This window comes from Serratia sp. 25CWL12 (assembly GCF_055790885.1).
Genome location: NZ_CM147698.1, coordinates 3,978,463 through 4,004,299 on the forward strand (window position 1 = coordinate 3,978,463; position 25,837 = coordinate 4,004,299).

Annotated in this window: 28 protein-coding genes and 3 pseudogenes; 26 read left to right on the forward strand and 5 right to left on the reverse strand. The window is 49.9% G+C overall.

Going from position 1 to position 25,837, the window contains the following annotated elements; translation table 11 throughout:
- Nucleotides 1-16 precede the first annotated feature (16 nt).
- Entirely contained in the window at nt 17-469 is a 453-nt protein-coding gene (locus ACX9GV_RS17255; RefSeq protein WP_473196334.1) for a GNAT family N-acetyltransferase, read from the forward strand.
- 231 nt (nt 470-700) lie between these two features.
- Nucleotides 701-1,093, forward strand: coding sequence for a type II secretion system pilot lipoprotein GspS (gene gspS / locus ACX9GV_RS17260; protein WP_037385249.1), 393 nt, complete (start codon nt 701-703; stop codon nt 1,091-1,093).
- A gap of 46 nt (nt 1,094-1,139) precedes the next feature.
- Here gspS and gspB read toward each other — a convergent pair whose 3' ends face one another.
- Both gspB and ACX9GV_RS17270 read right to left on the reverse strand, forming a co-directional pair.
- A complete protein-coding gene (gspB, locus tag ACX9GV_RS17265) occupies nt 1,140-1,715 on the reverse strand; it encodes a type II secretion system assembly factor GspB (protein ID WP_473196335.1) in 576 nt (191 codons plus the stop codon).
- A 309-nt stretch (nt 1,716-2,024) separates the two neighbouring features.
- A pseudogene (locus ACX9GV_RS17270) lies at nt 2,025-2,291 on the reverse strand (IS1 family transposase); the annotation flags it as partial.
- 358 nt (nt 2,292-2,649) lie between these two features.
- On the opposite strand from ACX9GV_RS17270, the gene ACX9GV_RS17275 reads away from it, so the two are divergent.
- The 15 genes from ACX9GV_RS17275 to ACX9GV_RS17345 all read left to right on the forward strand — a co-directional run bounded on the left by ACX9GV_RS17275 (nt 2,650) and on the right by ACX9GV_RS17345 (nt 16,990).
- The gene (locus ACX9GV_RS17275; RefSeq protein WP_473196336.1) at nt 2,650-3,765 is read left to right on the forward strand and encodes a GDSL-type esterase/lipase family protein; all 1,116 of its coding nucleotides are present in this window, start codon (nt 2,650-2,652) and stop codon (nt 3,763-3,765) included.
- A 135-nt stretch (nt 3,766-3,900) separates the two neighbouring features.
- The gene (gene gspC, locus ACX9GV_RS17280) at nt 3,901-4,758 is read left to right on the forward strand and encodes a type II secretion system protein GspC (RefSeq protein WP_473196337.1); all 858 of its coding nucleotides are present in this window, start codon (nt 3,901-3,903) and stop codon (nt 4,756-4,758) included.
- Nucleotides 4,759-4,791: 33 nt separating this feature from the next.
- Complete coding sequence (gene gspD, locus ACX9GV_RS17285; RefSeq protein ID WP_473198062.1) at nt 4,792-6,741, forward strand: type II secretion system secretin GspD; 1,950 nt, start codon at nt 4,792-4,794, stop codon at nt 6,739-6,741.
- The gene (gspE, locus tag ACX9GV_RS17290; protein WP_473196338.1) at nt 6,738-8,243 is read left to right on the forward strand and encodes a type II secretion system ATPase GspE; all 1,506 of its coding nucleotides are present in this window, start codon (nt 6,738-6,740) and stop codon (nt 8,241-8,243) included. Before gspD ends, gspE begins: the two co-directional genes overlap by 4 nt.
- A gap of 1 nt (nt 8,244) precedes the next feature.
- Nucleotides 8,245-9,468, forward strand: coding sequence for a type II secretion system inner membrane protein GspF (gene gspF, locus ACX9GV_RS17295; RefSeq protein WP_473196339.1), 1,224 nt, complete (start codon nt 8,245-8,247; stop codon nt 9,466-9,468).
- A gap of 28 nt (nt 9,469-9,496) precedes the next feature.
- Entirely contained in the window at nt 9,497-9,925 is a 429-nt protein-coding gene (gspG, locus tag ACX9GV_RS17300; RefSeq protein WP_023489899.1) for a type II secretion system major pseudopilin GspG, read from the forward strand.
- A complete protein-coding gene (gene gspH, locus ACX9GV_RS17305; RefSeq protein WP_473196340.1) occupies nt 9,925-10,476 on the forward strand; it encodes a type II secretion system minor pseudopilin GspH in 552 nt (183 codons plus the stop codon). Before gspG ends, gspH begins: the two co-directional genes overlap by 1 nt.
- A complete protein-coding gene (gspI, locus tag ACX9GV_RS17310; protein WP_473196341.1) occupies nt 10,473-10,838 on the forward strand; it encodes a type II secretion system minor pseudopilin GspI in 366 nt (121 codons plus the stop codon). The genes gspH and gspI overlap by 4 nt, the downstream gene beginning before the upstream one ends.
- Nucleotides 10,835-11,434 carry a type II secretion system minor pseudopilin GspJ gene (gene gspJ / locus ACX9GV_RS17315; RefSeq protein ID WP_473196342.1) on the forward strand — a complete coding sequence of 200 codons (600 nt, stop codon included), beginning with the start codon at nt 10,835-10,837 and terminating at the stop codon, nt 11,432-11,434. Before gspI ends, gspJ begins: the two co-directional genes overlap by 4 nt.
- Nucleotides 11,431-12,417: a type II secretion system minor pseudopilin GspK gene (gspK, locus tag ACX9GV_RS17320; protein ID WP_473196343.1), complete on the forward strand. Its 987-nt coding sequence runs from the start codon at nt 11,431-11,433 to the stop codon at nt 12,415-12,417. Before gspJ ends, gspK begins: the two co-directional genes overlap by 4 nt.
- A complete protein-coding gene (gene gspL / locus ACX9GV_RS17325; RefSeq protein WP_473196344.1) occupies nt 12,417-13,628 on the forward strand; it encodes a type II secretion system protein GspL in 1,212 nt (403 codons plus the stop codon). Before gspK ends, gspL begins: the two co-directional genes overlap by 1 nt.
- Nucleotides 13,625-14,113 (forward strand): type II secretion system protein GspM, encoded by a 489-nt coding sequence (gene gspM / locus ACX9GV_RS17330; protein WP_473196345.1) that lies wholly within the window; start codon nt 13,625-13,627, stop codon nt 14,111-14,113. Before gspL ends, gspM begins: the two co-directional genes overlap by 4 nt.
- Nucleotides 14,103-14,846, forward strand: coding sequence for a type II secretion system protein N (locus tag ACX9GV_RS17335; protein ID WP_473196346.1), 744 nt, complete (start codon nt 14,103-14,105; stop codon nt 14,844-14,846). The genes gspM and ACX9GV_RS17335 overlap by 11 nt, the downstream gene beginning before the upstream one ends.
- Before the next feature lie 16 nt (nt 14,847-14,862).
- Nucleotides 14,863-15,705: a prepilin peptidase gene (locus ACX9GV_RS17340; RefSeq protein ID WP_473196347.1), complete on the forward strand. Its 843-nt coding sequence runs from the start codon at nt 14,863-14,865 to the stop codon at nt 15,703-15,705.
- Between the two features lie 85 nt (nt 15,706-15,790).
- Entirely contained in the window at nt 15,791-16,990 is a 1,200-nt protein-coding gene (locus ACX9GV_RS17345; RefSeq protein ID WP_473196348.1) for an MFS transporter, read from the forward strand.
- A gap of 106 nt (nt 16,991-17,096) precedes the next feature.
- On the opposite strand, the gene ACX9GV_RS17350 is transcribed toward ACX9GV_RS17345, so the two are convergent.
- Complete coding sequence (locus ACX9GV_RS17350; RefSeq protein WP_473198063.1) at nt 17,097-17,330, reverse strand: SymE family type I addiction module toxin; 234 nt, start codon at nt 17,328-17,330, stop codon at nt 17,097-17,099.
- A gap of 125 nt (nt 17,331-17,455) precedes the next feature.
- Between ACX9GV_RS17350 and ACX9GV_RS17355 the strand changes: the two genes are divergently transcribed.
- Complete coding sequence (locus ACX9GV_RS17355; protein ID WP_473196349.1) at nt 17,456-18,274, forward strand: hypothetical protein; 819 nt, start codon at nt 17,456-17,458, stop codon at nt 18,272-18,274.
- A gap of 2 nt (nt 18,275-18,276) precedes the next feature.
- Complete coding sequence (locus ACX9GV_RS17360) at nt 18,277-18,879, forward strand: immunity 42 family protein (protein ID WP_473196350.1); 603 nt, start codon at nt 18,277-18,279, stop codon at nt 18,877-18,879.
- Here the strand turns inward: ACX9GV_RS17360 and ACX9GV_RS17365 are convergent.
- Together ACX9GV_RS17365 and ACX9GV_RS17370 are read right to left on the reverse strand one after the other, a co-directional pair.
- A pseudogene (locus tag ACX9GV_RS17365) lies at nt 18,869-19,289 on the reverse strand (SymE family type I addiction module toxin). The gene ACX9GV_RS17360 and the pseudogene ACX9GV_RS17365 overlap by 11 nt on opposite strands.
- Nucleotides 19,286-19,510, reverse strand: coding sequence for a SymE family type I addiction module toxin (locus ACX9GV_RS17370; protein ID WP_473196351.1), 225 nt, complete (start codon nt 19,508-19,510; stop codon nt 19,286-19,288). The pseudogene ACX9GV_RS17365 and the gene ACX9GV_RS17370 overlap by 4 nt, the downstream one beginning before the upstream one ends.
- A 354-nt stretch (nt 19,511-19,864) precedes the next feature.
- Between ACX9GV_RS17370 and ACX9GV_RS17375 the strand changes: the two are divergent.
- From ACX9GV_RS17375 to ACX9GV_RS17405, 7 genes and pseudogenes are all read left to right on the forward strand, one after another.
- Nucleotides 19,865-20,502 (forward strand): annotated as a pseudogene (locus tag ACX9GV_RS17375) (tyrosine-type recombinase/integrase); the annotation flags it as partial.
- 52 nt (nt 20,503-20,554) lie between these two features.
- Nucleotides 20,555-20,818 (forward strand): type II toxin-antitoxin system ParD family antitoxin, encoded by a 264-nt coding sequence (locus ACX9GV_RS17380; RefSeq protein ID WP_023492668.1) that lies wholly within the window; start codon nt 20,555-20,557, stop codon nt 20,816-20,818.
- Entirely contained in the window at nt 20,815-21,126 is a 312-nt protein-coding gene (locus tag ACX9GV_RS17385; protein ID WP_473196352.1) for a type II toxin-antitoxin system RelE/ParE family toxin, read from the forward strand. Before ACX9GV_RS17380 ends, ACX9GV_RS17385 begins: the two co-directional genes overlap by 4 nt.
- Before the next feature lie 401 nt (nt 21,127-21,527).
- Nucleotides 21,528-22,268: an SDR family oxidoreductase gene (locus ACX9GV_RS17390; protein ID WP_473196353.1), complete on the forward strand. Its 741-nt coding sequence runs from the start codon at nt 21,528-21,530 to the stop codon at nt 22,266-22,268.
- A gap of 19 nt (nt 22,269-22,287) precedes the next feature.
- The gene (locus ACX9GV_RS17395) at nt 22,288-23,157 is read left to right on the forward strand and encodes a fumarylacetoacetate hydrolase family protein (protein ID WP_473196354.1); all 870 of its coding nucleotides are present in this window, start codon (nt 22,288-22,290) and stop codon (nt 23,155-23,157) included.
- A gap of 144 nt (nt 23,158-23,301) precedes the next feature.
- On the forward strand, nt 23,302-24,288 hold the full coding sequence (locus ACX9GV_RS17400) for a C-terminal binding protein (RefSeq protein ID WP_473196355.1): 987 nt from the start codon (nt 23,302-23,304) through the stop codon (nt 24,286-24,288).
- A gap of 200 nt (nt 24,289-24,488) precedes the next feature.
- Nucleotides 24,489-25,820 (forward strand): gluconate:H+ symporter, encoded by a 1,332-nt coding sequence (locus ACX9GV_RS17405; protein ID WP_473196356.1) that lies wholly within the window; start codon nt 24,489-24,491, stop codon nt 25,818-25,820.
- The last annotated feature ends 17 nt before the right edge of the window (nt 25,821-25,837 follow it).

Consider the following 25,837-nt stretch of genomic DNA (forward strand, 5'->3'; position numbering starts at 1 on the left):
AAGAGGGAATAAAAAAATGGAAAATACGCAGAGCTGGTGTCAGCAGCCATACACTATCACTACCGATCGCAAACAGTTTGATATTGAAGCTATTCATCAATACCTCACTCGTTCAACCTGGGCCGCTGGCATTGATGTTGATACAGTAAGAGAAAGCATCGATAACAGCCTGTGTTTTGGGCTCTTTGAGGGGGATAAGCAAATTGGTTTTGCTCGCCTGGTGACCGATGGCGTCACCTTCGGCTATCTCTGCGACGTCTATATTCTGGAAGCTTGGCAACAACAAAAACTGGGGCGCTGGCTGCTGGAGTGCTGCCAATCCCACCCGGTGATGGCTCGGCTACGAAGAATTATGTTAGTCACCTCTAGCGCCCCGTGGCTGTATGAAAAAGTGGGGTATAGCCCAGTAAACTGTGAAAATTTTGTCTGGCAAATTGTTAGGCCCGATATTTATCAGCGTTCTCAATAACCCCCCACCCAGTGGCAACGCGGATGAAGAGAAACCCATCTGAGTTGCGGGTTATCGGTTTAAGTGCGAGTGCTTTAGAAGATGAGGTTAATGTTTAATCGCTGGCATCGCCCTAACTCCCGTGAGTCGTCCTTTCAGCGGAGATAGAAAAACATTTCGCTCAATTTAGTGACAGCATGGGTGGAATTGTTAGAATAGAAAGCTCTTAACCCAAAGAACATAGTGATTATCATGCGATTATCTCTAGTTTTTCGCCTTATGCCCTTGTTGTTAGTGCTGGGAATTACCGGTTGTCAACAACCCCGTTCTTCTTTGCAAAAAGGTCCGGCTACTGCTAACGAGCAAGTAGAACAATTGGCTTCGGTGGTTGCCGGAACCAAATATCTGAAATATAAATGTAATCGTAGCGATTTACCTAGCGATGATGTGATTAACAAAGCAGCCTATCAAGTGGCTAAAAAGCGGGGGTGGAATACCGCTGATTATGGCATGCTGCCGCAGCGTAGTGAGGCCATTTATCAAGGGTTGATAAGAGACAACACGCCAGAGCAAACCAAATGCAGCAGCTTTAACAGCCTGTTAGCACCCTTTGCCGATGAGCTGCGTGCAGCAAGCAACATTTAGTGTGATTGTGATGCGCAACCCTGTGCATCCAGTTTAATGCGGCAGGTTATTCTGCGTCTGCTGCGGTAAGGCCTGCTTTATCAACCTTGCCGCCAGGCCAATCCTCTAGCGCAATCAGTGTGAATACCTCACCATTAAAGTTGAATACCGTCGCATCCTGTTGAATCTGTTCAATGGTGAGGTTAGGCGCAGGGCTCTCCCCTTCTTGGTAGCGCTGCCCGTTCAAGGTGATGCTGCGTTCATCATCTTCTGAGGAGTAGACATGGGCACTGTATTTCAATGGGGCTACTTCATCACTGGGCAACGAGGGTATCACTTCTTTTGATTCGACTGGTTTTGGCGCAACTGGTTTTACCGATTTATCAGCATCATGCACTGGTGCCGGTTCGATAACCGCCTTAGCCACTGCGGGCTTTACTGTTGCTGTATGTGGCGCTGCGGGGGAAGCAACCTGTGTCAATACCGGTGCCGCATGGGCCTCATTGTTACGCCAGAACTGACCTGAAAACCAACCGAACGCCACCAATAGCAATGCGTAGATGGGTAACAGATAACCCGGGATAAACAGCCCTTTGGCAGAGGGTACACTGGCTTGTGGATCTGATTCCGATTTATGGTTCACGTCCCTGATCCTTTGATTAATCATCATCTACCCAGTCATCGATTAGGTACAATCGGTTAACCGGGGCAATAAAACGCTATCTTTTCAGTGGGCACAGGTCAAGAGCATTGAACCGATATTGATGTACCAGCACTGACGATGGAAAGTAAAAAATGTTTCAATATGTGATTCACAAATATTTAATATTTTTTGACTACGAGCGTAATCATTCTAATATATGAGGTCGCAGTAGAATAACAGAATAAACTTTTGTGATTCGAATATTAGATAATTTTAAATACGGTATATATTCAATGAGTTGATAGCGCGTCAAACGTAATACTCGCGTTCCATTAAAGTACCGATGATCCTGCCAGGTTTGCAGGATGATCTTGAATACACCGAGGTGTTACGATTGAGGCGTTTCAGTCGGTTACTCAACGTCAGATTTTCACGCTCAATATGCTGTGTATAAAGCTTGCCAACGATATGCTTCGCCGTAGGCAGCGCGTCCTTGTAAGCCCTGTAACCGCCAGTACACCAGAAAGTGACATTGAATTCCAACAGTAGTTGGAACAAATCGCACAGTGTTTTTTTTCTTAATCGGAGATTTACACGCCAGTTAACATAATGAATACTTGACCTGTGATGTCGGGTTCTTTATCATTCCCTTTGATGAGAATATTCTGATGCTGAAGCACATATCCTCAAGAAAATTGAATGTAAGAATAACGTTTTGCATGAGTAACCCTCAAGGGAATTCTACGCAGCCGACGTGCTGCTCAGTCCGTGGGGCGACAATCTAATTAAACAGGCAGTTACGCCATTTTAATTACAGTCCCACTCCCTGTCCTCAACCCCATTAACGCCGTTATACTTATACTGTTATTATGCTAACTAAGGGTAACGTCAAAAATTTCTCGTGCTTGTAAGGGAATCTTGTTAAGGAATAACGATGAAAAGTCATATATCCAAACTTGTAAAAATCTTTCCGCTTGCGCTGTTCTTGTTGGGGGTGCAGCATCTTCATGCTGAGCCGATTCGCGTAATGGCGCTGGGTGACTCCGTGACTGCCGGGTTTTCTACTCATAACTATCGAGCCCAGCTTGCTCAGCAGGCCCGTTCTGTTGCTTGTGATATAGACTGGGTTGGGGCTTTCGGGGATACGTTGCCCTCGGTAGTTTCTCGACACTCAGCGATTTGGGGAGTTACTGCCGCTACAGTAAATACCTCGTATATTAATACTTGGATGGATACAGCCCGTCCAGATGTAGTTCTCATGATGCTAGGTGCCAATGATATACAAGCGTTCCGTATTGCTCCAAACGTTGTGCTCAATAGCTTGAATAGCATCATCGTGAAAATACGTAACAAAAATCCTGAGTCCAAGATTTTTCTTGGTCGTTACCCGAACATACGACCAGATATCCCCAGCATGAAAGTATTCAATGATTCGATAGCCGAATTTGCCTCAAAATCAGACGTGATCTTTGTGGACCATTCGGTTGATTTCAATATCGCGGTGGGATCTGATCATGTTGATGCGACTCACCCGAATGCAAACGGGGATGCTAAATACGCCTATAACTGGTTTAAGGCAATGGTGAAGCATGGAATTTGCGATAATGGCCCAGTGCTTTCGAATGTTGCCAAGGACAAACCAGTATCCGCCAACGCTACTCGATTTGGTTATGGTAATCCTTTCCTAGCTGTCAATGACATCGTCAATGCTACCGGATGGCAGCGCCATGCCTCAAATAGCTCTGATGAGACACTTGAGATCGATTTGCAAGGTAACTACAGTTTGAAGTATTTTGAATTGTATCAACACAACTTAGCTGTCTATAACACCAAAGCATATCGCATAGATATAAGTAACGATCGTTATAATTGGGAAACAATTGTAACCGAAGATGATAGTCCTGTTGGGCGAAGCACTCATAAGATTGACCCTATTGAGGCTCGATATGTCCGTTTGGTCTTGCTTCCTCCTTTTGGCGGGGGAATAATCTCTGTCAGAGAGTTCCGTGTGATGGGTACCCCAATAGCCATAGGTGAGGAAACTCAATGAAGACCTTAGCGTTGAGGTTGAGATAGCTAACAAACTCAGTTATGTATTCAATATGTCGCCTACACCCAAGCAGATTGGATACATGACGAGGATAGACCAGTGGCAGCTATCAGGAGGCCAGCTAAGGAAAGCGTAATGCGATTTTCGGTGATGTTGTTAGCAATAAGAGAATCTACATTCAGGCTGTTAACACCACGTTGGGTGATGTGTGTCGTCTCTCTGCTGATTTGTAACCAGCTCGCCTTATTGACCTGGCAATGGTGGCTATCGCCCGAAATATCCCATGTGCAACTATCCAAAGCGCCGTTGACGCCTGCCAAAACTAACGCGAGTACTCCGTCAGACAGTACTCGCTTTACCTTGTTTGGAACTTCGCCCTCCGTCTCTTCAAGCACGGTGACTTCGGCATCTAGCGATACGCTACTCAACGCGCCGCCTTCTTCTTTAAAAATCAACCTGACCGGTATTGTTGCCAGCGCCAATGCAGAACGCTCCATCGCGATTATCGCCAAAGATAACAAGCAATTCAGCCTTGGCATGGGGGATCAGGTACCCGGTTATGATGCCCGAATTGCCTCTATTTTTGCCGATCGGGTGGTGATCTCTTATCAGGGGCGTTATGAGTCCTTGTTGCTATTTAGTGAGCAACCCGTAGCGGTTAAAAAAAATGAACAATCCCCCTCAGCGTCCCAGCTCAAGGCGCAACTGCTCAAGCAACCACAAAGCATTCTGGATTACCTGACTATCTCGCCGGTGATGGTGGATAACAAGCTCACTGGCTACCGCCTGAGCCCCGGTAAACAAGGGGAATTATTTCGCAAGGTCGGGCTCCATGACAACGATCTTGCCGTCGCATTGAATGGGCTGGATTTGCGCGATGCCCAGCAAGCTCAACAGGCACTGAAACAGCTTTCAGAACTGAGTGAACTGAACCTTACCGTTGAACGGGGTGGTCAGTTACAGGATATCTATATTTCTCTTGGAGATAACTAATTGTTGAATGCAAAAATAATCAGTCGCTTACGCATCGTGGTGCTGGTTGCGCTGTTGTTGGGCGTCAGACAGGGTTGGAGTGCTGAGTTTTCAGCCAGCTTCAAGGGAACCGATATCCAGGAGTTTATTAACACCGTCAGCAAGAATCTGAATAAAACCGTGATTATCGATCCTGCGGTGCGTGGCACGATCACCGTTCGCAGTTACGATATGCTCAATGAGCAGCAATATTATCAGTTTTTCCTCAGTGTATTAGATGTTTACGGGTTTGCCGTAGTGGATATGAATAACGGCGTACTCAAGGTGGTGCGTTCCAAAGATGCCAAAACAGCAGCCGTGCCGGTCGCCAGTGATGCCCAACCCGGGGAAGGTGATGAAGTAGTGACGCGAGTGGTCCCCGTTCATAACGTGTCCGCTCGCGACCTGGCACCGTTACTGCGTCAATTGAATGACAATGCTGGGGCAGGCAGTGTGGTGCACTACGACCCCTCTAACGTGTTGTTGATGACCGGTCGGGCGGCAGTGATCAAACGCTTAATGGAGATTGTTGAGCGGGTTGACAAGGTTGGCGACCGCAATGTGGTCACCGTCCCGCTGGAGTATGCGTCTGCCGCTGAGGTGGTCAAACAGGTCACCGAATTAACCAAAGATACCAGCAAATCAGCCGCGCCGGGTTCAATGACGGCTACCCTGGTCGCCGATGAACGTACCAACGCAGTATTGGTGAGTGGGGAACCCAACTCCCGTCAGCGTATTATCGCCATGATCAAACAACTGGACCGCAAGCAGTCGGTACAGGGCAATACCAAAGTGATTTATCTCAAGTATGCCAAATCCACCGATTTAGTTGAGGTCTTAACTGGCGTCAGCGCGGGTATTCAAAACGACCAAAAAGGTGCCAAACCCACGGTCGCACTGCTAAAAGACGTCACCATCAAAGCCCACGAACAAACCAACTCACTGATCGTCACCGCCGCGCCAGATGTGATGCGTGACCTGGAGAATGTAATCAACCAATTGGATATCCGCCGTCCGCAGGTACTGGTGGAAGCCATTATTGCCGAAGTGCAAGACGCTGACGGCTTGAATCTGGGGATCCAGTGGGCCAACAAAAATGCGGGCATGACGCAGTTCACCAATACCGGCCTACCGATCACCACCGCGATTGCCGGTGTCAATCAATACAACCAGGATGGCACGATTAATAATGCCTTTGCCAGTGCCATTAATAGCTTTAGCGGTATCGCTGCCGGTTTTTATCGGGGCAATTGGGCCATGTTGCTGACGGCCCTTTCCAGCACTAGCAAAAATGACATCTTAGCGACACCGAGTATTGTCACACTGGATAATATGGAAGCCACGTTCAATGTGGGTCAGGAAGTCCCGGTGCTCTCCGGTTCGCGCACTACGTCAGGGGATAATATTTTCAACACCGTGGAACGTAAAACGGTCGGTATTAAGCTCAAGGTCAAGCCGCAAATCAATGAAGGGGACTCGGTGCTGATGGAAATTGAACAAGAGGTTTCCAGTGTGGCAGATTCTGCCTCCAGCAGCAGTGCCGATCTGGGGGCCACCTTTAATACCCGGACGGTGACTAATGCGGTGTTGGTGGGTAGCGGCGAAACCGTGGTGGTCGGCGGGTTGCTGGATAAAACAGTGCGCGAAAGCAACGACAAAGTGCCGTTACTGGGGGATATCCCGGTGCTGGGTTATCTGTTCCGCTCCACCAGCAAACAGGTCTCCAAGCGTAACCTGATGCTGTTTATCCGCCCAACCATCATCCGCGATCGTGATCAGTTTCGTGGTGCCTCAGCAGACAAATATCAGGCCTTTAACCAAGAGCAGGAACAACAGCGGGGCAAAGAGAGCAGCAGCACCACGCTCACCAACGATGTCTTGAAGTTACCACCAGACCAAAATGGGGCCACGTTCAACCAGGTTAATGCGGCGATCCGCGCCTTCTATCCACAGGGGGGACGATGAGCACACTGCTGGAGGGCGTCAATGAGTTACGCCCGCAGTTGCCTTTTGCCTACGCGCGGGCTCAGCGTATTTTATTGCTGCAGGATGACACCGGGTGCCGAGTGCTCCGCGTGGCAGATACAGCAGCCAGTGCCTTGCTTGAAGCACGTAGAGTTGCCGGGTGTGACATGAATATCAGTACTGTGTCGAGTGAAGAATTTGAACAGCAGTTGGTACTGAGCTACCAGCGTGACTCAAAAGAAGCCCGGCGTTTAATGACCGATATCGGCAATGAAATGGATTTTTATACTTTGGCGGAAGAGTTGCCTGATAGCGATGATTTGCTGGATGCCGATGATGATGCGCCCATTATCCGCCTGATCAATGCCATGTTAACCGAGGCGATTAAAGATAAAGCGTCGGATATCCACATCGAAACCTATGAACGCCATTTACAGATTCGCTTTCGGGTCGATGGCGTATTACGCGAAATCCTGCGGCCACAGCGGCGGTTGGCGTCTTTGCTGATCTCGCGTATCAAAGTCATGGCCCGGCTGGATATCGCTGAAAAACGCATACCGCAGGATGGACGCATGGCGCTACGCATCGGTGGGCGAGCCATTGATGTGCGGGTTTCCACCTTACCTTCCAATTATGGCGAGCGGATTGTTCTGCGTTTACTGGATAAAAACAGTGTCAGCCTGGATCTGGCCACGCTGGGCATGTCATCACAGAATCAGCAACAGATCGATGAGCTGATCCGGCGGCCACATGGCATTATCCTGGTCACCGGCCCCACGGGCTCAGGTAAGAGCACCACGCTTTATGCTGCCTTGAGTCGGCTCAATGCCAGTGAACGCAATATCATGACCGTCGAAGACCCCATCGAATATGAACTTGATGGCATTGGTCAGACACAGGTCAACCCCAAGGTGGATATGACCTTTGCCCGTGGCTTGCGCGCTATTTTGCGTCAAGACCCCGACGTGGTACTGGTGGGTGAGATCCGTGACAGCGAAACTGCCCAGATTGCGGTTCAAGCCTCATTAACCGGGCACCTGGTGCTATCAACACTGCATACCAACAGCGCACTGGGAGCGTTATCGCGCTTACAGGATATGGGGATAGAACCTTTCCTGCTATCCACCTCCTTGCTGGCGGTATTAGCACAACGGTTGGTCCGCACCCTCTGCCCTGATTGTCGTCAACAATATCAAGCCGATAGCGCATTAGCTGAACAGCTGGGCATTCCCACCGGAACCCCTCTCTGGCAGCCGCAGGGCTGTCCACAATGTAGCTTTACCGGTTACCGTGGACGTACTGGTATCCATGAACTCCTGCTGGTTGACGAGCGAGTACGGGCAGCGATTCACCGGGGAGAGAGTGAATTCGCCATTGCCCGTCAACTGCGCAATGAATACACCACATTACGCCTGGGTGGGCTGGAAAAGGTCTTGGCGGGTGAGACCAGTTGGGAAGAGGTGGTGCGCGTGACGGAAAACCAGTCTCTGGAAGAGGAATAACATGGCGCTATTCCATTATCAGGCATTAGACGACCACGGGAAAAAACGGCGGGGGCTGCAAGAAGCCGATTCGGCCCGACATGCCCGCCAGTTATTGCGTGAGCAAGGGCTGGTGCCTGTCAGCCTGGAAGAAACGCAGGACGAACGCCAGCAAGCACAAGGGGGCCAGCGGCGTACTTGGCGCCGAGGGATCAGTAGCGCCGACCTGGCGTTGTTGACTCGTCAGTTGGCGACCTTGGTCGCGGCCTCCTTGCCATTAGAAGAAGCCCTGGATGCGGTGGCAAAACAGAGTGAAAAACCTCGCCAACGTAGCTTGATGGCGGCGGTGCGCACCAAAATCCTCGAGGGCTTCTCCTTGGCGGAAGCCATGGGCTGTTATCCTACCAGTTTTGAGCGCTTGTATTGTGCGATGGTGGCAGCGGGTGAGGCCTCCGGCCATCTGGATCTGGTGCTGAACCGGCTGGCAGATTACACCGAACAGCGCCAACAGATGCGCGCTCGTATTATGCAAGCGATGATTTACCCCTGCGTGCTGACGCTGGTGGCCGTCAGTGTGATCGCAATTCTGCTTTCTGCGGTAGTGCCCAAAGTGGTGGAACAATTTATTCATATGAAACAGGCGTTACCACTCTCCACCCGTTTATTAATGGGGACCAGTGATGCGGTTCGAACTTTTGGCCCTTGGGTGTTGCTGCTGTTACTCCTGGGGATATTGCTGATGAGAATAGGGTTACGCAATGAAGGGCGGCGCACCGCTTTTCATCATCAGCTACTACGCCTGCCAGTGCTTGGTCGTATCATGCGCGGCCTCAATACCGCACGCTATGCCAGAACGCTAAGTATCCTCAATGCCAGCTCTGTGCCCTTGTTACAGGCAATGCGCATCAGCGGTGAAGTGCTGACCAATGAATATGCCCGCCACCAGTTGTCATTAGCGACTGAGTCGGTACGTGAAGGGGTGAGCCTGCATCGGGCCTTGGAAATGACCGGGTTGTTTCCCCCGATGATGCGCCACATGATCGCCAGTGGTGAACGCAGTGGTGAGCTGGATAGCATGCTGGAACGTGCAGCAGATAATCAGGACCGGGAGTTCGCCGCCCAAATGCAGTTAGCCTTGGGGTTGTTTGAACCTTTGCTGGTGGTGAGTATGGCGGGAGTGGTGTTGTTTATCGTTTTGGCGATCCTGCAACCCATCCTGCAATTAAATAATTTGATGAGTATGTAAATTCAATCGACAAATAACGGAGATAGCGATGCGGCAACAGCGTCAGAGAGGCTTTACCCTGTTGGAAATCATGGTGGTGATTGTGATTATTGGCATCTTGGCAAGCCTGGTGGTGCCTAATCTAATGGGGAATAAAGAGAAGGCAGATCAGCAGAAAACAGTCAGCGACATTATGGCGTTAGAGAGTGCGCTGGATATGTACAAGCTGGATAACAGCCGCTACCCCAGCACTGAGCAAGGGTTGCAAGCACTGGTCACTAAACCTTCAGCCCAACCCGAACCACGCAGCTATCCGCAAGGGGGCTATATTCGCCGCTTGCCACAGGATCCGTGGGGGGCTGATTACCAGCTACTGAGCCCTGGTCAGCACGGTCAGGTCGATATTTTCTCTTATGGCCCAGATGGTACGCCGGATACTGAGGATGACATCGGTAACTGGACTATCGGTAAGAAGTAATGCGTCAGCGCGGCTTCACGTTGCTGGAAATGATGCTGGTGGTGCTGCTGATCGGCAGTGCCGCCGCATTGGTGGTGATGTCATTTCCAGCGATGCAGCAGAATACCCCAGAGCTGCAATTGAAGCGCTTTCAAGCTCAGTTGGAATTTGCCATTGATGCCAGTGTGCAAAATGACCAACTGTTGGGGCTGCAGATTCGGCCAGACGGCTGGCAATTCCTGATGCTACAGCGTCAGGCGACCGCCAAGAATGCGTCAGCACCGGGGTCAGATATCTGGCAGGGTTATCTTTGGCAGCCGTGGCAGCCGCGCCAGGCATCGTTGGGGCGGCAAGTTCCTGATGAGATGCCCCTCCAGTTACATTTCCCTAACCTGCAGACGTGGCCACCAGCGGCGGAACTGGCGGTTGAACCGGATATTCTGCTGTTGCCCGGTGGGGAAGTAACCCCGTTTGAGCTGGTTTTCAGCGAGGCGGGGAGTACCCCGTTGGTCTGGTTGCGAGTCGACGAAACCGGGGCAATCAGCTCATCAGCTAACGAAGGTGCGCCATGAACAGGCAACGGGGGATGACATTGCTGGAAGTCCTGGTGGCCTTGGTGGTCTTCTCCCTGGCAGGGTTGGCGCTATTGCAAACCACAGCGCAACAGGCGAGCGGTATTGGCCGTATGCACGAGAAAATCGTCGCCAGTTGGTTAGCCGATAACCAGCAGGTTCGGTTACGCCTTGATAAAACCTGGCCGGAAAAACGCTGGATTGGCACCACCGTGAATTATGCAGGCGAGATGTGGTATCTCCGCTGGCAAGGGGTGGATACTGAGCTCGGTCAATTGCGCGCGCTGGATGTTGAGGTTCGGCACAATAAAGATGATGTCGCGCCAATAGTGTCTTTACGCAGTTATAGGGTGCCGGAATGAACCGTGGTCACGCGCGGGGCTTCACACTGCTGGAAATGCTGCTGGCATTGGCGATTTTTGCTGCCTTGAGCATCAGTGCTTTTCAGGTGTTGCAGGGCGTGATGCGCAATGATCAAATCTCACAACGTAAAGCACAGCAGTTGGCTGACCTTCAGCGTGCCTTTGTGCAGTTGGATGGGGATTTTGGTCAAATACTCCCACGCAGTGCCCGTGGCAGTACTCAGCTGTTCTCTGCTGCGCGCTATCTCATGCAAAGTGATGACTGGGGCGTCTCTTTCATCCGCAATGGCTGGCAAAACCCGATGGGAGTATTGCCCCGTTCTGAGTTACAACAGGTGGGATATCGCTTGCGTAATCAGCAGTTAGAGCGCTTGAGCTATGCCCATACCGACCCCATTGTCGGTCAGCCCCCTACCGTCAAGGTGTTACTGAACAATGTCAGTGCCTTTCGGTTACGCTTTTTTGCCAATGGGGCATGGCAGGATAGCTGGAACAACGCCGCAAGTTTGCCGCAAGGCGTTGAAGTCACCCTGACGGTAACAGGAGTGGGGGAATTAACCCGCCTGTTTTTGGTCACCAACGGGGGGCAAAAGTGAAGCAGCGGCAAAAAGGCGTGGCACTGCTGGTGGTGCTGCTGATCCTGGCACTGATGGTCATTATTGCCACCACCATTGCCGAACGAAATGGACGCACCTATCTGCGCACCGTCACTCAGTTAGAGCGGCAACAGGCAAAATGGTATGGGCGTTCGGCAGAAGTCTTGGCGGTGAAAATCCTACAACGCGATGCCTTGGACTCCCCAGGTAAAACACATTTGGCGCAAAACTGGGCGCAAGAAACGCGTCGTTTCCCCGTTGAAGGTGGCGAAGTGTCTGGCAAGATTACCGATAGTCAGGCTTGCTTTAATCTTAATGCCATCAATCAGGGGGTAAGCGACGAAGGGGGACAGCTTAAAGAACCTTACCCTGCGCAGGTTTTTCGACAACTGTTAATCAACCTGGGGGAAGATTCTTTGCGTGCGGCACAAATAACCGGGGCATTGCGTGATTGGATAGACAGCGACAGTGAGCCCAGTGCGGAGGGGGCCGAAGATGAAGTCTATATGGCGTTGGAGTCCCCTTATTTGCCCGCTAATCAGCCGATGCAGGATATCAGCGAACTGCGGACAGTTTTTGGTGTTGATACCCCTCTTTATCAGCGCCTTCTGCCTTATGTTTGCGTGCTACCAACCAAGACATTATTGGTTAACATCAATACCCTCAGTGAGTCTCAAGGGCAATTATTGACGGCGTTATTTCTTAAGGAGTTGGATCCCACCATGGCGACCCAGTTATTACAACAACGCCCACGTGAAGGGTGGAATAGTACCAAAGTATTCTTGGCACAAGAGGCCCTTAAAGAGATGGATACTTCGGCGGTCAGCCCGGTGTTAGCGGTCGGGAGTGATTTTTTCGTTGCCAGTTTCGATGTACTGATGGGGGATTCCCACTACAGCCAGCGCACCCTGTTGCATAAAGCCGGTAATAACTTCCAGGTGGTGCGGCGACAATATGGATTGAGCATGATGGTGGAGCCTTGATGCATAACCAAAAGCCCGACACCCAGCCCCGGTTGATATTACGTTTACCCAGTGACGAAACGCAGCCATTGTGGTGGTATTTCCGTTCAGCAGAGCATCACCAACAGGGATATCTGTCCCCGGGAGAACAGGATGATAATCTGGCGAAGCTGCTCGCCACTTATCCTGCCTATGTTTTATTGCCTGCAAGCGAGTTTGTTTTCCACCGTGTTACGCTGCCACGCAATGTCCGCCGTCAGGGTCTGCAGGTATTGCCGTTTATGTTGGAAGAACAACTGGCAACGGATGTTGAACAGCTGCATTTTGCTATTTTGCATCAAAGTGGCGATGAGTGTGAGGTGGCGGTGGTTGAAAAACGCCATATGCAGCAGTGGATAAATCGCTGTCACCAGCAAGGCGTGCGGGTGCAGGTCATGACCCCTGATGTGCTGATGTTGCCCTTGGTGACTCACGGGTGGAGTGCAGTCAGCCTCAATGAACAATGGCTGTTTCGCCGGGAAAAATATGCCGGGATGATGGTGGAATCTTCCTGGTTGCCTGAATTCCTCGCTGGCTGGGCACCCCTGATTATTGAAAGTTACTCCCCTCCCCCAACACCGAAAGTGGGCCCTGCCGAATGGCGCGAACACCCACCACGGCATTTACTGCAACTGGCAGCCGAGGGGGAGCCCTATCGTGGGGCTGATCTGCGTCAGGGTGAATTTACCCGTTCAAGCCCTTGGCGTAGCCGATTACGCCCGTGGCGATGGGTAATGATCGCTTTCATCGGCTATTTAGTGCTGCTGTGCTTCGGTGCAGGATTATCTCATTACCGGCTGTGGCAACAGGCGGAACATTGGCGGAAAGAAAGTGCGCGCTTCTACCAACAACTGTTCCCCTCTGAGAAAAACGTTGTTAACCCACGAGCGCAAATGCAGCAGCACTTGCAGCAATTACAACCCGCCCAACAGGCAGGAATCAGCGTACAGATGCGCCAATTGCAACAGCTGGTGGCGGAGAATTCGGCTATCCGCTTTCAGGCGATCTCTTATGACGCCAACCGCAAAGAGCTAAAAGTCGAGGTACATGCGACCTCTTTTCAGGCACTGGAACAGTTCCAGACCCGTGCCGGGCAGTTCTACCGGGTTCAACCGGGTGAAATCAAGCATAACCCGGGTGGTGTAGAGAGTCGGCTGACTCTGGGGATCAACAATTCTGGGGATCAACCATGAATGAACTCAAACTCCGTTGGCTGCAACTCAAACCACGGGAGCGCGGGTTGCTGTTGGGATGTGGCCTATTACTGCTGGTCAGTCTGTGCTATTACGCCCTATGGCTACCTTGGCAACAACAGGCTGAGCAATGGCAGCGGACTATCACGCGTGAAAAGAGCACCGTGGAGTGGATGCAGCAACAGGCCCCCCGCTTACGTCAATCGCAAACCCGGGCAGCCCCGGACGAGTCCCTCAGTTTACCGGCGGCAGTCTCGCAGAGCGCGGCCGCCCAAAACATCAATATTACCCGCCTGCAACCCCAGGGAACCGGCCTGGCGGTAACGTTAGAACCGAGTGATTTTAACCGATTGATGCTTTGGCTCAGCCGATTGGAACAGCAATATCGCGTTCAGATTGTCGCGCTTGATGTGACGGCGGTCGCCAAAAAACCCGGATGGGTAACGGTCAATAAACTGATGCTGGATCGCAACAATGGGCACTAAGATAAAAAAGTCCATACTTTTATTGATTTGTTATTTATTCTTGCTGGGATGGCATGCGCCAGCACAGCTGTTACAGGTTGTTATGCCTGCGGATATCAAGGTGGGTAGTTTCTCCGGCAGCTTGTGGCAGGGCAGTTTACGCCAGTTAAGCTGGCGTAGCTTGATGCTGGAAAAACTGGACTGGCAAGTCACTTTCTTTTCATGGCTACCGGCAATAACCGTTGAATTCCGCGCGGCTCAAGGGCTCCAAGGAGCGGGAACTTTACGCGGCTGGAATAGTTTGCAACTGTCTCAGTGGCAACTCTCCGCCCCAGCGGATTGGGTGAGGCAACAGTTATCACTGCCAGTGCCCATCACCGCTCAAGGGACATTGCAGTTGCGCTTGCAACAAGGTGAAGTTACCCCTCAAGGTTGCCGAGATTTTAACGGTGGTCAGCTCAACTGGCAGCATGCACAGCTGGCGACCCCGTTGGGCGACGTGGATCTGGCGGATATACAAGGGCAATTAAGCTGTAATGAGCAAGGGGCGCTGGCGCTGGTATGGAAACAAGATTCTGCCCATCTGAACATGATGGGACGTGGCACCGTCGGGATGGATGGACGCTATCAATTCAGTGGCCAAGTCGGCAGTGGAGCGGCGTTACCCAGTGTGATGAAGCCACTGATGGCGCAGTTGGGGCGAGCCAATGCTCAAGGTCAAATCGACTGGCAAACTCAAGGACGGCTGTTTTGATGGATAGGGAGGTTTTGTGAGTTTATTGCTAAGTTTTACTCTCGCCTACCCTCTCATTGGGTTAGGTATTGCCGGGTTACTCGGGGCTATTGTCGGTAGTTTTCTCAATGTGGTGATTTACCGGTTGCCCGTGATGTTGGAAAAGCGCTGGCAACATGAGGCTCTGTTGCACCTGTCACAACCGTTGCCTGAATCAGAGCCACGTTTTGACCTGTTATTACCACGTTCTTGTTGCCCCCATTGTCAGCAGCCGATTGCCGCCAGAGACAATATCCCGGTGCTGAGTTTTTTGCTGTTAAAGGGCAAAGCCCGTTGCTGTGGCGTACCTATTCCAAAGCGTTACCTGCTGGTTGAAGTGACAACAGCAATACTGTTTGTGCTGGCAGCCACAGTGTTCCCCGTGGGAGCCCCGTTGCTCGGCTGTTGGATATTTCTCTCTTTCTTGCTGGTGCTGGCGGTGATTGACCATCATGTGCAACTGCTGCCAGATGCCCTGACGCTGCCACTGCTGTGGGTCGGGCTGTTGTTCAATCTTCAAGGTCACTTTGTCTCACTAGAGCAAGCGATAATAGGTGCCATGGCGGGCTATGGTTGCCTCTGGTCACTCTTTTGGCTATTCAAGTTACTCACTGGTAAAGAGGCGCTCGGTTACGGTGATTTCAAATTACTGGCAGCATTAGGAGCCTGGTTGGGCTGGCAAGCCTTACCTCATGTGCTTTTACTGGCTGCAGCCAGTGGGCTGCTGTTTACCCTGGTGCAACGCGGGCTGACAAAACAAGACCTTAATCAGCCCCTGGCATTCGGCCCTTGGCTCGCTTTAGCAGGAGCGGTGAATATGTTATTACTCTCTAGCTTTTAGACCATATAAACCACGGCCGAGTCACTGAACAGTTTTTATCAGCAAACGGCTGGTACTACTCACACCCATCTGGATAAAAACAGCCATGAATGCTGAAACCGTATTATCCATCAGGCAACAGAATAACAATATTATCCGCCTGGCAACGGCTCAAGCGCTTGCAGGGGCAAACGCGGTGGTCTTTTTCGCCACCGGCGCCATTGTTGGCAGCGAGATAGCCCCAGACACCAGGCTAGCCACTCTGCCCATTACGGTATTTGTACTGGGGATGGCGGCCTGTATTTTGCCGTTGGGGGCACTGGCCAGGAAACATGGTCGAAAAGCCGCTTTTATCACCGGGACGGGCACCGGCATATTGACCGGCCTGACCGCCGCGCTGGCGGTAGTGATGAGCTCGTTTTTGCTGTTTTGCCTTGCCGCCTTTATGGGGGGCGCTTACGCGGCGGTGGCACTGTCATTTCGCTTTGCGGCAACGGATGGTGTTAGCAAAGAACGCCGGGCTCGCGCACTTTCTCTGGTCATGGGGGGCGGTGTTGTCGCCGGTATTATCGGCCCGACGTTAGTCACCAGCACCATGAATCTCTGGCCACCTCATACCTTCGCTATTACCTTTATCGCCCAGTCCGTGGTGGCGGCTCTCTCGGCGCTGGTGCTGCTTGGCGTAAAATCATCTGAACCCGTCGTCACAAACAAAGCAGGTGGTCGCCCTCTTCGAGAGATTGTTCGCCAGCCCGGGTTTTCCCGCACGGTATTCAGTGGTGCCGTGGCCTATATGGTGATGAATTTCCTGATGACTGCCGCCCCCCTTTCCATGCACATGCATGGCATTTCGCAGCAAGCAGCAAACCTGGGGATCCAGTGGCACGTTATTGCCATGTATGGGCCGGGCTTCTTTACCGGTAAGCTCATCAACCGCTTTGGCGCGACACGTATCGCTGCGGTGGGGTTACTCATCACCGGCTTATCGATTATGGTTGGTCTTGCTGGCACAGAGATCATGCATTATTGGCTGTCACTGATCCTACTGGGCCTTGGCTGGAACTTCGGTTTTACTGGCGCATCCACACAGATTGTCGACTATCACCGCCCGGAAGAGAAAACGCAGGTCCAATCATTGAATGACTTTATCGTGTTTGGCGTGATGATTATCGGCTCCTTTTCTTCCGGCGTTCTGCTCAATATCTTCGGCTGGCATGCGGTACTTTGGGGGGCGTTGCTGCCAGTATTAGTGGCTTTTATCGCGCTGCTGAGGCCTTCTCGCCAGATAGCTTCTGAGCCAACTTGACATCCTCCCCCCTAAAGGACGAGGATCCCTACAGCATTCAGACCGAAGTCTGACTCGGTGGGTTCCTGCTTCATCGAGCGGCCTAAAGCTCCCCTCTTACCACAGGCTAACGCGGCGTACCCGCCGCTAAAATATTACGCGCGCCGTTTATATCTGCGTTTTCTCTATATCCACAAATAATGCTCACGGGTTGCCCCTTGTTAAACCCCAGCGCTTCGAGCCAACGGCCCTTGATGGTCAGTTGCGGTAATGGGTTCGGTCTGCCACCGTTGGGGCGGTAACCGACAATGCTCTTGCGGGCTTGGGGTGTGGCGGGTTCTGACTTATGATGTTGCGGCAGTTGCTCTTTAACAATGTTGGGGAAATGGCGTAACAGGCCGAAAACGCGCGTCTGGGCAAAAAGTTGCCTGTAGCAAAATGCACTGGCAAAAAACGGTTTTAACTGACTGATAGAAAAGGGAAAAAGTGATTTCGACAGCCAACTTCACGACAGAGCAAGTTGTTGTGGAGAATAACGCGCTGAACTCGAAAAATGTGCTTGATATGCACAAAGAGCTTGAGGAGGCAGAGAAAACGGGCGCTGATAAACTGGCGATTTACGAGAAATACGCCGAAATCAGCAAAAAGAACCGTGAGGAAGCTGTTGCTGGAAACTGTTCCGGTAATCCGTTCTGTGCCAACGGGGCACTATCTGAGGCCGCCGCAGGTACTGATATAGCAAACAGTCTGAAACACCTACCTTTCTTCTCGAATTTGAGCAGTGAAGATTTAGCCCAGCTTAACCGTTTTGTTCTTGCAGAAAATGAAGAGAGTGCCAGAGCGATTTATCAGGCGATGCCGGACTATGTAAAGGTCGCTCTTAATGGCAAGGAAGCAGTAGAAGCAATAGGGCTGGGTGCAGTCGTTGGTGGTAAGGCTCTAGCGGCGCTTGGAGTGATTAGTAAGGCTAGTAAGGGAAGCACATTGCCTACAGCTACACCTACAGTCACTTCTAACGGTTTAGCTTATCAGTCGAATCCGAAACATACACCAGGGCAAATAGGTTATAGCTTTAAGGCTGGGACTGAGCCTAAAAATTCGATAGATCTATTTAGTGAATCAATTGCTAGCGGTAAAAAACGATATGCGAAAGATTCTGATGGAAACGTCCATCAGTTCACTAATACAAATGATGGTACTTGGCATTGGTCAGGTAGCACAGGAGATAAATCAGTAGCTTTAGATAAAAATTCGATACCCGCAGATATTAAAAAGAAATTAGATCTGCCCAAGAAGGGGTGGTAATTATGATTTTTGGTAATCCAAGCAATTTTGCTGTGTTGATGGACTCTGTTCCAGAATGGAGCATAGAAAATAGTTACAATAATGGTGCTTTCCACTTTATTGTTAACGGTAAGTTATTTCCAGATGAAGTCAGTGTTTCTACATTAGGCGGTGATGTTTATTGCTTATCGGTAGATAATGCTTTAGCCAATCCACGAGAAGACTCTGTTTTATTTGAAATGAATAGATTTCAAGCATTTTCAACAATGCTAGGGGCAATGTTACCTAATTTGTTAGATCCTGATGTCGATGTGTCAGATGATTTTGAAACTGACTACGGTTATCAGGCATCTACATACAATTTAGAAAATAATGCATGTTATTTTTTTGCGGTCAGTTCTGGAAGCAAGGTAAGAATATTGGGTGCAAAAGTTAGTTACTTGTCAGGTGATGCCATCAATGGTTATGAATGGGTTAATTACCAAAATATTGATGTTATTGAGGTTTTTTCGGAAAAGAAATACCTATTAAATATAATTAATGAAGTTAAATTGTATTATGAAAGAATAAATAAACACACAGTTACCCCCGGCCAACTGGCCGGGGTTCCTACTTCTAAGCCCTAAACCCTCCCTCTTCCCGCCGCTGCACCCGGATCACCCCCGGTGCGGCGGTGAGTGCCAGTTGTTCAGCGTGGGTAATGCCGGACTCGGTGAACCAGTCGCCACTAATCACCAGTTCACCGTTATCCCGCACCCAATCCGCTCCCAAATCTTGCCGTTGTTGGCTAACCGCGCACAGTGTGCTACTCGGCCCATCCGTGGGCCTCGCCCCTTCGGGGCCGCTGCAAGCAGCGTTCAAATCTGCTCCCGGCAGATTTGTCCCAAGTGGCCTCATCAGTAACGGTGGTGATCCACAACGTGCGGTTCATTAAGGTCAGTTGTAACGGTGTTCCGGTGGTAAAACCGAGAGCAGCCAGTGGCTTACCGGATAACGTTAACTCGGGGATAGGTGCAGTGGTAAAAGTGATGTTCATGCGTTCCCCTCCGTGGTGGTTGCTGTGCAGATAATCAGTTGGCCCTGTTCCGCAATAATGCTCACGGGTTGGCCCTTGTTAAACCCCAGCGCTTCCAGCCAGCGGCCCTTGATGGTCAGTTGCGGCAGCGGGTTCGGTCTGCCACCGTTGGGGCGGTAACCGACAATGCTCTTACGGGCTTGGGGTGTGGCGGGTTCTGACTTATGATGTTGCTCAGCCATAATCAACTCCTTGTTAGTTGCTTGTGGTTAGCGGGTTGTCGGTGTTCCACCACCTTCAACCCGCGCTAAAAATCTTCTTGTTAGCTGCCAGTCTCCTGCTGTTGCGCCTGTGCAATAACCGCATCTAGCATCTCAGCCACTATCTTCTGCCTACCCTTCGGTAACTGGCTGATAATCTAAATCTGTTGTTCCAGTCGTGATGCCGGGCCGCGCTTGCGTGGGGTGCGTTCTGTCTCTTCACCCAATAAACCTTCCAGAGAAACCGAAAGCAGTTTAGCTACAGCAGGCAGTATAGATATCTGTATCCGTCGCCGACCCGCTTACCAAGTCTGTACCGCTTGTTGTGAAACATTAGACCCGGCTTCGGGGTTGGTGCTGCCAAAACAGGAAAAACGCTTGCCGCGCCATATCCTGAGTGTGGAAGAAGTGGAGCAGGTGTTGGCGCTGCCGGATATCAGCGCCTTGCAGGGGTTGCGTGACCTGGCGTTGTTAGAGCTGTTGTGGTCAACCGGGATGCGACGCATCGAAGTGGCCGGGCTTGACCAGGACGCGGTTGATACCAGCCGTAAAACAGTGACTATCCGCCAGGGTAAAGGGAAAAAGACCGGGTTATCCCCATCGGGGAGCGGGCGTTGAAATGGGTACAGCACTATCAACAATAGGTGCGGCCGCAACTGGTGGTTAATCCCGAGGTTGAGGCGCTGTTCGTGACACTGGATGGCTTGGCAGGGTTAACACCCAATGGCGTTACGGCTGTCACCAAAAGCGATATCGTGGCCTCCGGTGTCAACCGCTGGGGCAGTTGCCACCTGTTCCGCCATGCGATGGCAACCGAGATGCTGGAGAACGGCGCCGATATCCGCTGGATACAAGCCATGCTCGGTCATGCCAGTCTCGAGTCTACACAAATCTATACGCAAGTGAGCATCCGGGCGTTACAGGCAGTTCATGCCTCCACTCACCCCGCAGAGCAGGTTGATGAAAATGAGTAACTCTGAAATACTAATAGTTAATAACTGATAGTAATCTGATGGAGAAAATACTATGCCAACCAGCGTGGCGCTAAGCCCCTACTTCGAGGCGTTCATCCGGGAACAGATAGCAAGTGGACGCTACAACAATACCAGTGAAGTTATCCGTGCCGGACTTCGTGCACTGGAGGAACGGGAACAACAGATGAAACTGGAATCACTACAAAAAGCGGTCAGTGCAGGTATAAACAGCGGTGAAAGCAAAGAAGCGGAACCCGTGTTTAACCGGCTGACACGTAAATACCGCAGTATGGCAGAGGGTAATCAGAGCAAATGAAGCTGAGCCTATCGCCACTGGCGGAGCATGATATCGAAACCATCGGCGACTATATCGCCCAAGATAATCCGTTAAGGGCGGTGAGCTTTACTGATGAGTTATATCAGCAATGCCTACTGATAAGTGAATCACCCGACGTTTACCGCGAGAGGCCAGAACTGGGCCAGAGGATAAGAAGCTGCACTTATGGACGTTACCTTATTGTGTATAGCGTTCATGATGTTGAAGTCAGAATAGAAAGGGTGTTGCACGGAGCCAGAGATATCAGTCTGTTGTTCCCTGGGTCACCGGAAAGTCCGCAAAGCTAGCTGGTTATCTGTGAGTCGGTGGGTGTGGGAAGCCCACGGCAGCAGGCGCGCAATCAAGCTCTTCTTCTCAATCATCACCAACTCACCATTATCCTGGCCACAATCCGCACCCAATCCGCCCACAAAATCATGGCGGCCTTGGCTCACTACGTACAACGCATGGCAAGCGACCTCACAGTTCTGTCCATATTGGCGCCGAAATTCGCGACTTTGCGCACAGATATGGCACAGCCCACTTGAGTAATTGTTATTCAAAAGTTACACATTGGTAACATTTTGAAATATTAAGTTTCTTTTTATAACAAATAACAATAAGTAAGAGGTTCTTCTTGATGTTGAAAAACTGAGCTTTAATCCCCTCAATGGCCTGACCATCAGGCTGCAGTGCTACAGGAGGCAGCATGAATTTATCTGGAAAACGGGTTCTGATCACAGCTGCAGGACAAGGAATTGGTCTAAGCAGCGCCAAACTTTTTGCAGCGGCGGGGGCTAACGTCCTTGCCAGCGATATCCATACCGAACAACTACAAGGCTTGGATGGCATTACACCACTAACGCTGGATGTTACCGATACCAGAGCGATTGCCGCAGTGGCAGAAACGGTGGGCACGTTGGATGTATTGTTCAACTGTGCCGGAGTGGTACACAGCGGTTCTATCCTCAACTGCAGTGAACAACAATGGCAATTTGCACTCGATCTTAACGTAACCGCGATGTTTCGCATGATCCGCGCTTTCTTGCCCGCTATGTTGGAGCGTCAACAGGGGTCGATTATCAATATGTCTTCTGTCGCTTCCAGCGTGAAGGGGGTGCCTAACCGCTTTGCCTACAGCGCTTCCAAAGCCGCAGTCATTGGCCTAACGCGCTCAGTAGCGGCGGATTATGTTTCCCAAGGGATCCGCTGCAATGCCATTTGCCCAGGCACCGTGGAATCACCTTCTTTGCATCAGCGCATTGCTGAACAAGCTCGTGAACAAGGCAGTAGCATCGAAACGGTTTATCAGTCATTTGTCGATCGCCAGCCGCTGGGCCGCATTGGCAAAGCCGAAGAGATCGCCAAGTTGGCGTTGTATCTTGCGTCAGACGCCAGTTCCTATACTACTGGCACCGTACAGATTATTGATGGCGGTTGGAGCAACTAAGGCTTAAGGAAAGAGAATAATGAAACTTTTACGTTATGGTGCGGCAGGGCGGGAATGCCCAGGTGTTTATGATAATAACGGCAACATTCGCGACCTTTCGCAGCATATTACCGATGTGGCCGGGTTGGCCCTGTTGCCGCAAAACCTCACTCGTTTGCAGCAACTTGATCTTGCCACCCTACCGTTGGTCGAAGGAAAGCCGCGTCTGGGTGCTTGTGTCGGTAACATTGGCAAATTCATCTGTATTGGACTGAACTATGCCGACCACGCAGAGGAAACCGGTGCAGCGATCCCAACAGAACCCGTCGTTTTCAATAAATGGACCAGCGCCGTGGTTGGGCCAAACGACGATGTACTAATCCCCAGAGACTCAATCAAAACAGACTGGGAAGTGGAACTGGGCGTGGTGATTGGCCTAGGGGGAAGCTATATCAGCGAACAAGATGCCATGCAGCATGTCGCCGGTTATTGCGTAATTAATGACGTGTCTGAACGCGAGTTTCAGCTTGAACGCGGCGGCACCTGGGACAAAGGTAAAGGCTGCGATACCTTTGGCCCCATCGGCCCTTGGCTGGTCACTACTGATGAAATTCCTGACCCGCATAGCCTCAACTTATGGCTGGAGGTGGATGGTAAACGCTATCAGAATGGAAATACCAACACCATGATCTTCTCGATCCCGTACATCATCAGCTACCTGAGCCGTTTTATGAGCCTGCAACCCGGGGATGTGATTTCCACAGGCACACCTCCAGGAGTGGGGATGGGGCAAAAACCCTATCCAATCTACCTGAAACCCAATCAAACGATGCGCCTGGGAATAGATGGCTTGGGTGAACAGTGCCAAAGAACGGTAGGTTACCCGGTTAAACGCTCAAACAATCTGTAAAAGGCAAAGTCGTAAACTTCGCCAAGCACATAGCTCGTTTTCTAGCGACACTCTCACCTTCCCAGAGAGAAAGCACAACCCGTGAACATGCAACTTTAAATATGACAAATATAAAATAAACAACAGAAACCCTGGAGCGTTACGATGAAAAAATTAGTTGTACTGGATGGGCACCATTATCCTGAAGGGGAATTTGATAAAATTAAAGAACTCTGTTCCAGCAATGGAATAGCCTTCGATGTTCTTGACTGTGTCACCCCTGAAGATGCAATTCAAACAGCACAGGATGCCGATGCGGCAATCTGTATTTATCTCCCTATGGATGATGATTTACTCAAGAATTTACCGAATTTACGCATGGTGGTTCGAAGTGGTATTGGTGTTGATAATCTCGACTTACCAGCATTTACTAAAAATAGAGTCCTTGCCTGCAACGTGCCGGACTATGGCGTGGAAGAAGTTGCAATCCATGCGCTCAGTTTACTTCTTGCACTGGAGCGGAAAATAGTTCTGTACAATAATAGCGTACACAGCGGAGAGTGGAATGAGGACACAGGTTATGCAATGCGGCGAGTCAGTCAGCGAACTGTTGGCCTCCTTGGTTTCGGGCGTATCGCTCGTAAATTATCTTGTTTTTTAACGCCATTGGGATATTCGCAAATTGCTTTCGATCCTCACCTTCCCTCTCATTTTTTTACTTCAGCAGGGGTTGAGAGTGTTAGCTTAGATTTTCTGCTTCAGCACTCCGATATTCTTGTTGTTATGGCACCATTGAATGAAGAAACCCATCATATCATCAATGATGAAACGCTGGCCAAAGCTAAAGATGGCCTTTTTATTATTAATACAGCACGTGGGGCTTTGGTAGATACTCATGCCATCATTCGAGCGTTAGATTCAGGTAAAATAAAAGCTATTGGCTTTGATGTCTTAGAAGAGGAACCACCTAAAGGCCTGTGCCAAGAACTTATAGGTAGGCCAAATGTGATTGTGACCCCACATATAGGATATAGGTCATTAGAGTCCTTCGAGGCCTTAAAAAGAATGGCGACAGAAACAGCAATTTCTTTTTTAAACGGTGGGGATGCCTACAATGTAGTCAACAAAGAAATTATCGGTCAATCTCGATAAATAGCAATCATTAAGCAATAAAGCTCAATATAACCACTATTTCTTCAGTAACACACATTCACTATAAATTTATAGAGGCTATTTTATTAATTAAAATTATTTTCCATCTCATAGATTGTATGAAATTTAAAAATCAACAGTAAACTATTGAGCAGCTAGTTATAAAGCTTTAAAGCGAATCGATAAAAAAGGAGCCTGCCATGCCTCTGGTTATATTGCTTTCCGGTGTAATATTACTGTTCACTTTAATTATTGCATTTAAGCTGAATGGTTTTCTTGCTTTAATGCTCGCAGCTATCTTTGTTGGGCTTATGCAAGGCATGGAGCCGTTAAGCATTGTTAAATCAATAGAGCATGGCCTTGGGAGCACCTTTGGACATATCGGCATCATTGTTGTTCTCGGCGCTATATTTGGCACGCTCATCGCTGAAGGAGGAGGAGCCCAAAGTATAGCCTCCAATCTACTCAGAGTATTTGGTCAAAAATATGTCACTTGGGCAATTTGCCTTGCTTCATTTATTCTTGGTGTCATTTTATTCTGGGAAGTGAGCTTCGTTTTGATTATTCCCATTGTTTACACCATCGCTATAGAAGCGCGAGTCAAGTTACTGAAGGTCGGGCTGCCATTTTTAATGGCAATTACATTGACACATTGTTTCCTTCCCCCACATCCCGGGCCGGTTGCAGTTGCCTCCGTGCTCAATCAGGCTAATATTGGTATTATATTGATATATGGGTTAATAATATCCATACCCGGCGCGTTAATATTCGGGTTATCCATGCCAAAACTTTACTCAAAATGGGATATCGATATCCCCGAAAATCTTATTGCCAAAAAAAGCTTTAATGATGAAGATCTTCCCAGTTTATCACTCAGTCTGCTTACGGCATTTTTTCCAGTCGCCCTTATTTTAATTAGTGTTCTTTGTGAGTTTATGTTGGCGAAGGACTCCAGCATTAAAATAATCTTAACATTTATCGGTAACCCAGACATTGCCTTGTTAATCTCTGTTTTTATTGCCTTATACGTTTTTGGTCTGCGTGGTGGGCGAAGAAAGATGCAAGATTTAATGAAAAGTGTCGAGTCTTCCATCATCAGCATGGGGGCCTTGCTTTTTGTATTCGGCGGAGGTGGTGCATTCAAACAAGTCATACTGGATAGCGGTATGGCGGATTATATTGCCGATATCACCAGAACATGGGATATATCTCCCCTCCTCCTTGCCTGGCTGATAACCTGTAGCATCAGATTGTGTGTTGGCTCAGCAACCGTGACTGTGCTCACCGCCTCAGCCATTATATTACCCATATTAAACTCTACCGGTGCTAATGCAGAACTGATGGTATTGGCAATATGTACCGCATCCGTATTTGGAGGACCACCTAATGATGTCGCCTTTTGGTTTATTAAAGAATACTTTAATCTTTCGATAATCCAAACCGTGAAAGTGTGGTGTGTACAGGCAACATTACTGGCATTGTATGGCCTTATCGGGGTTATTGTCTTAAATACCGTGATCGGCATAATTTGATATATACAAAATAATTC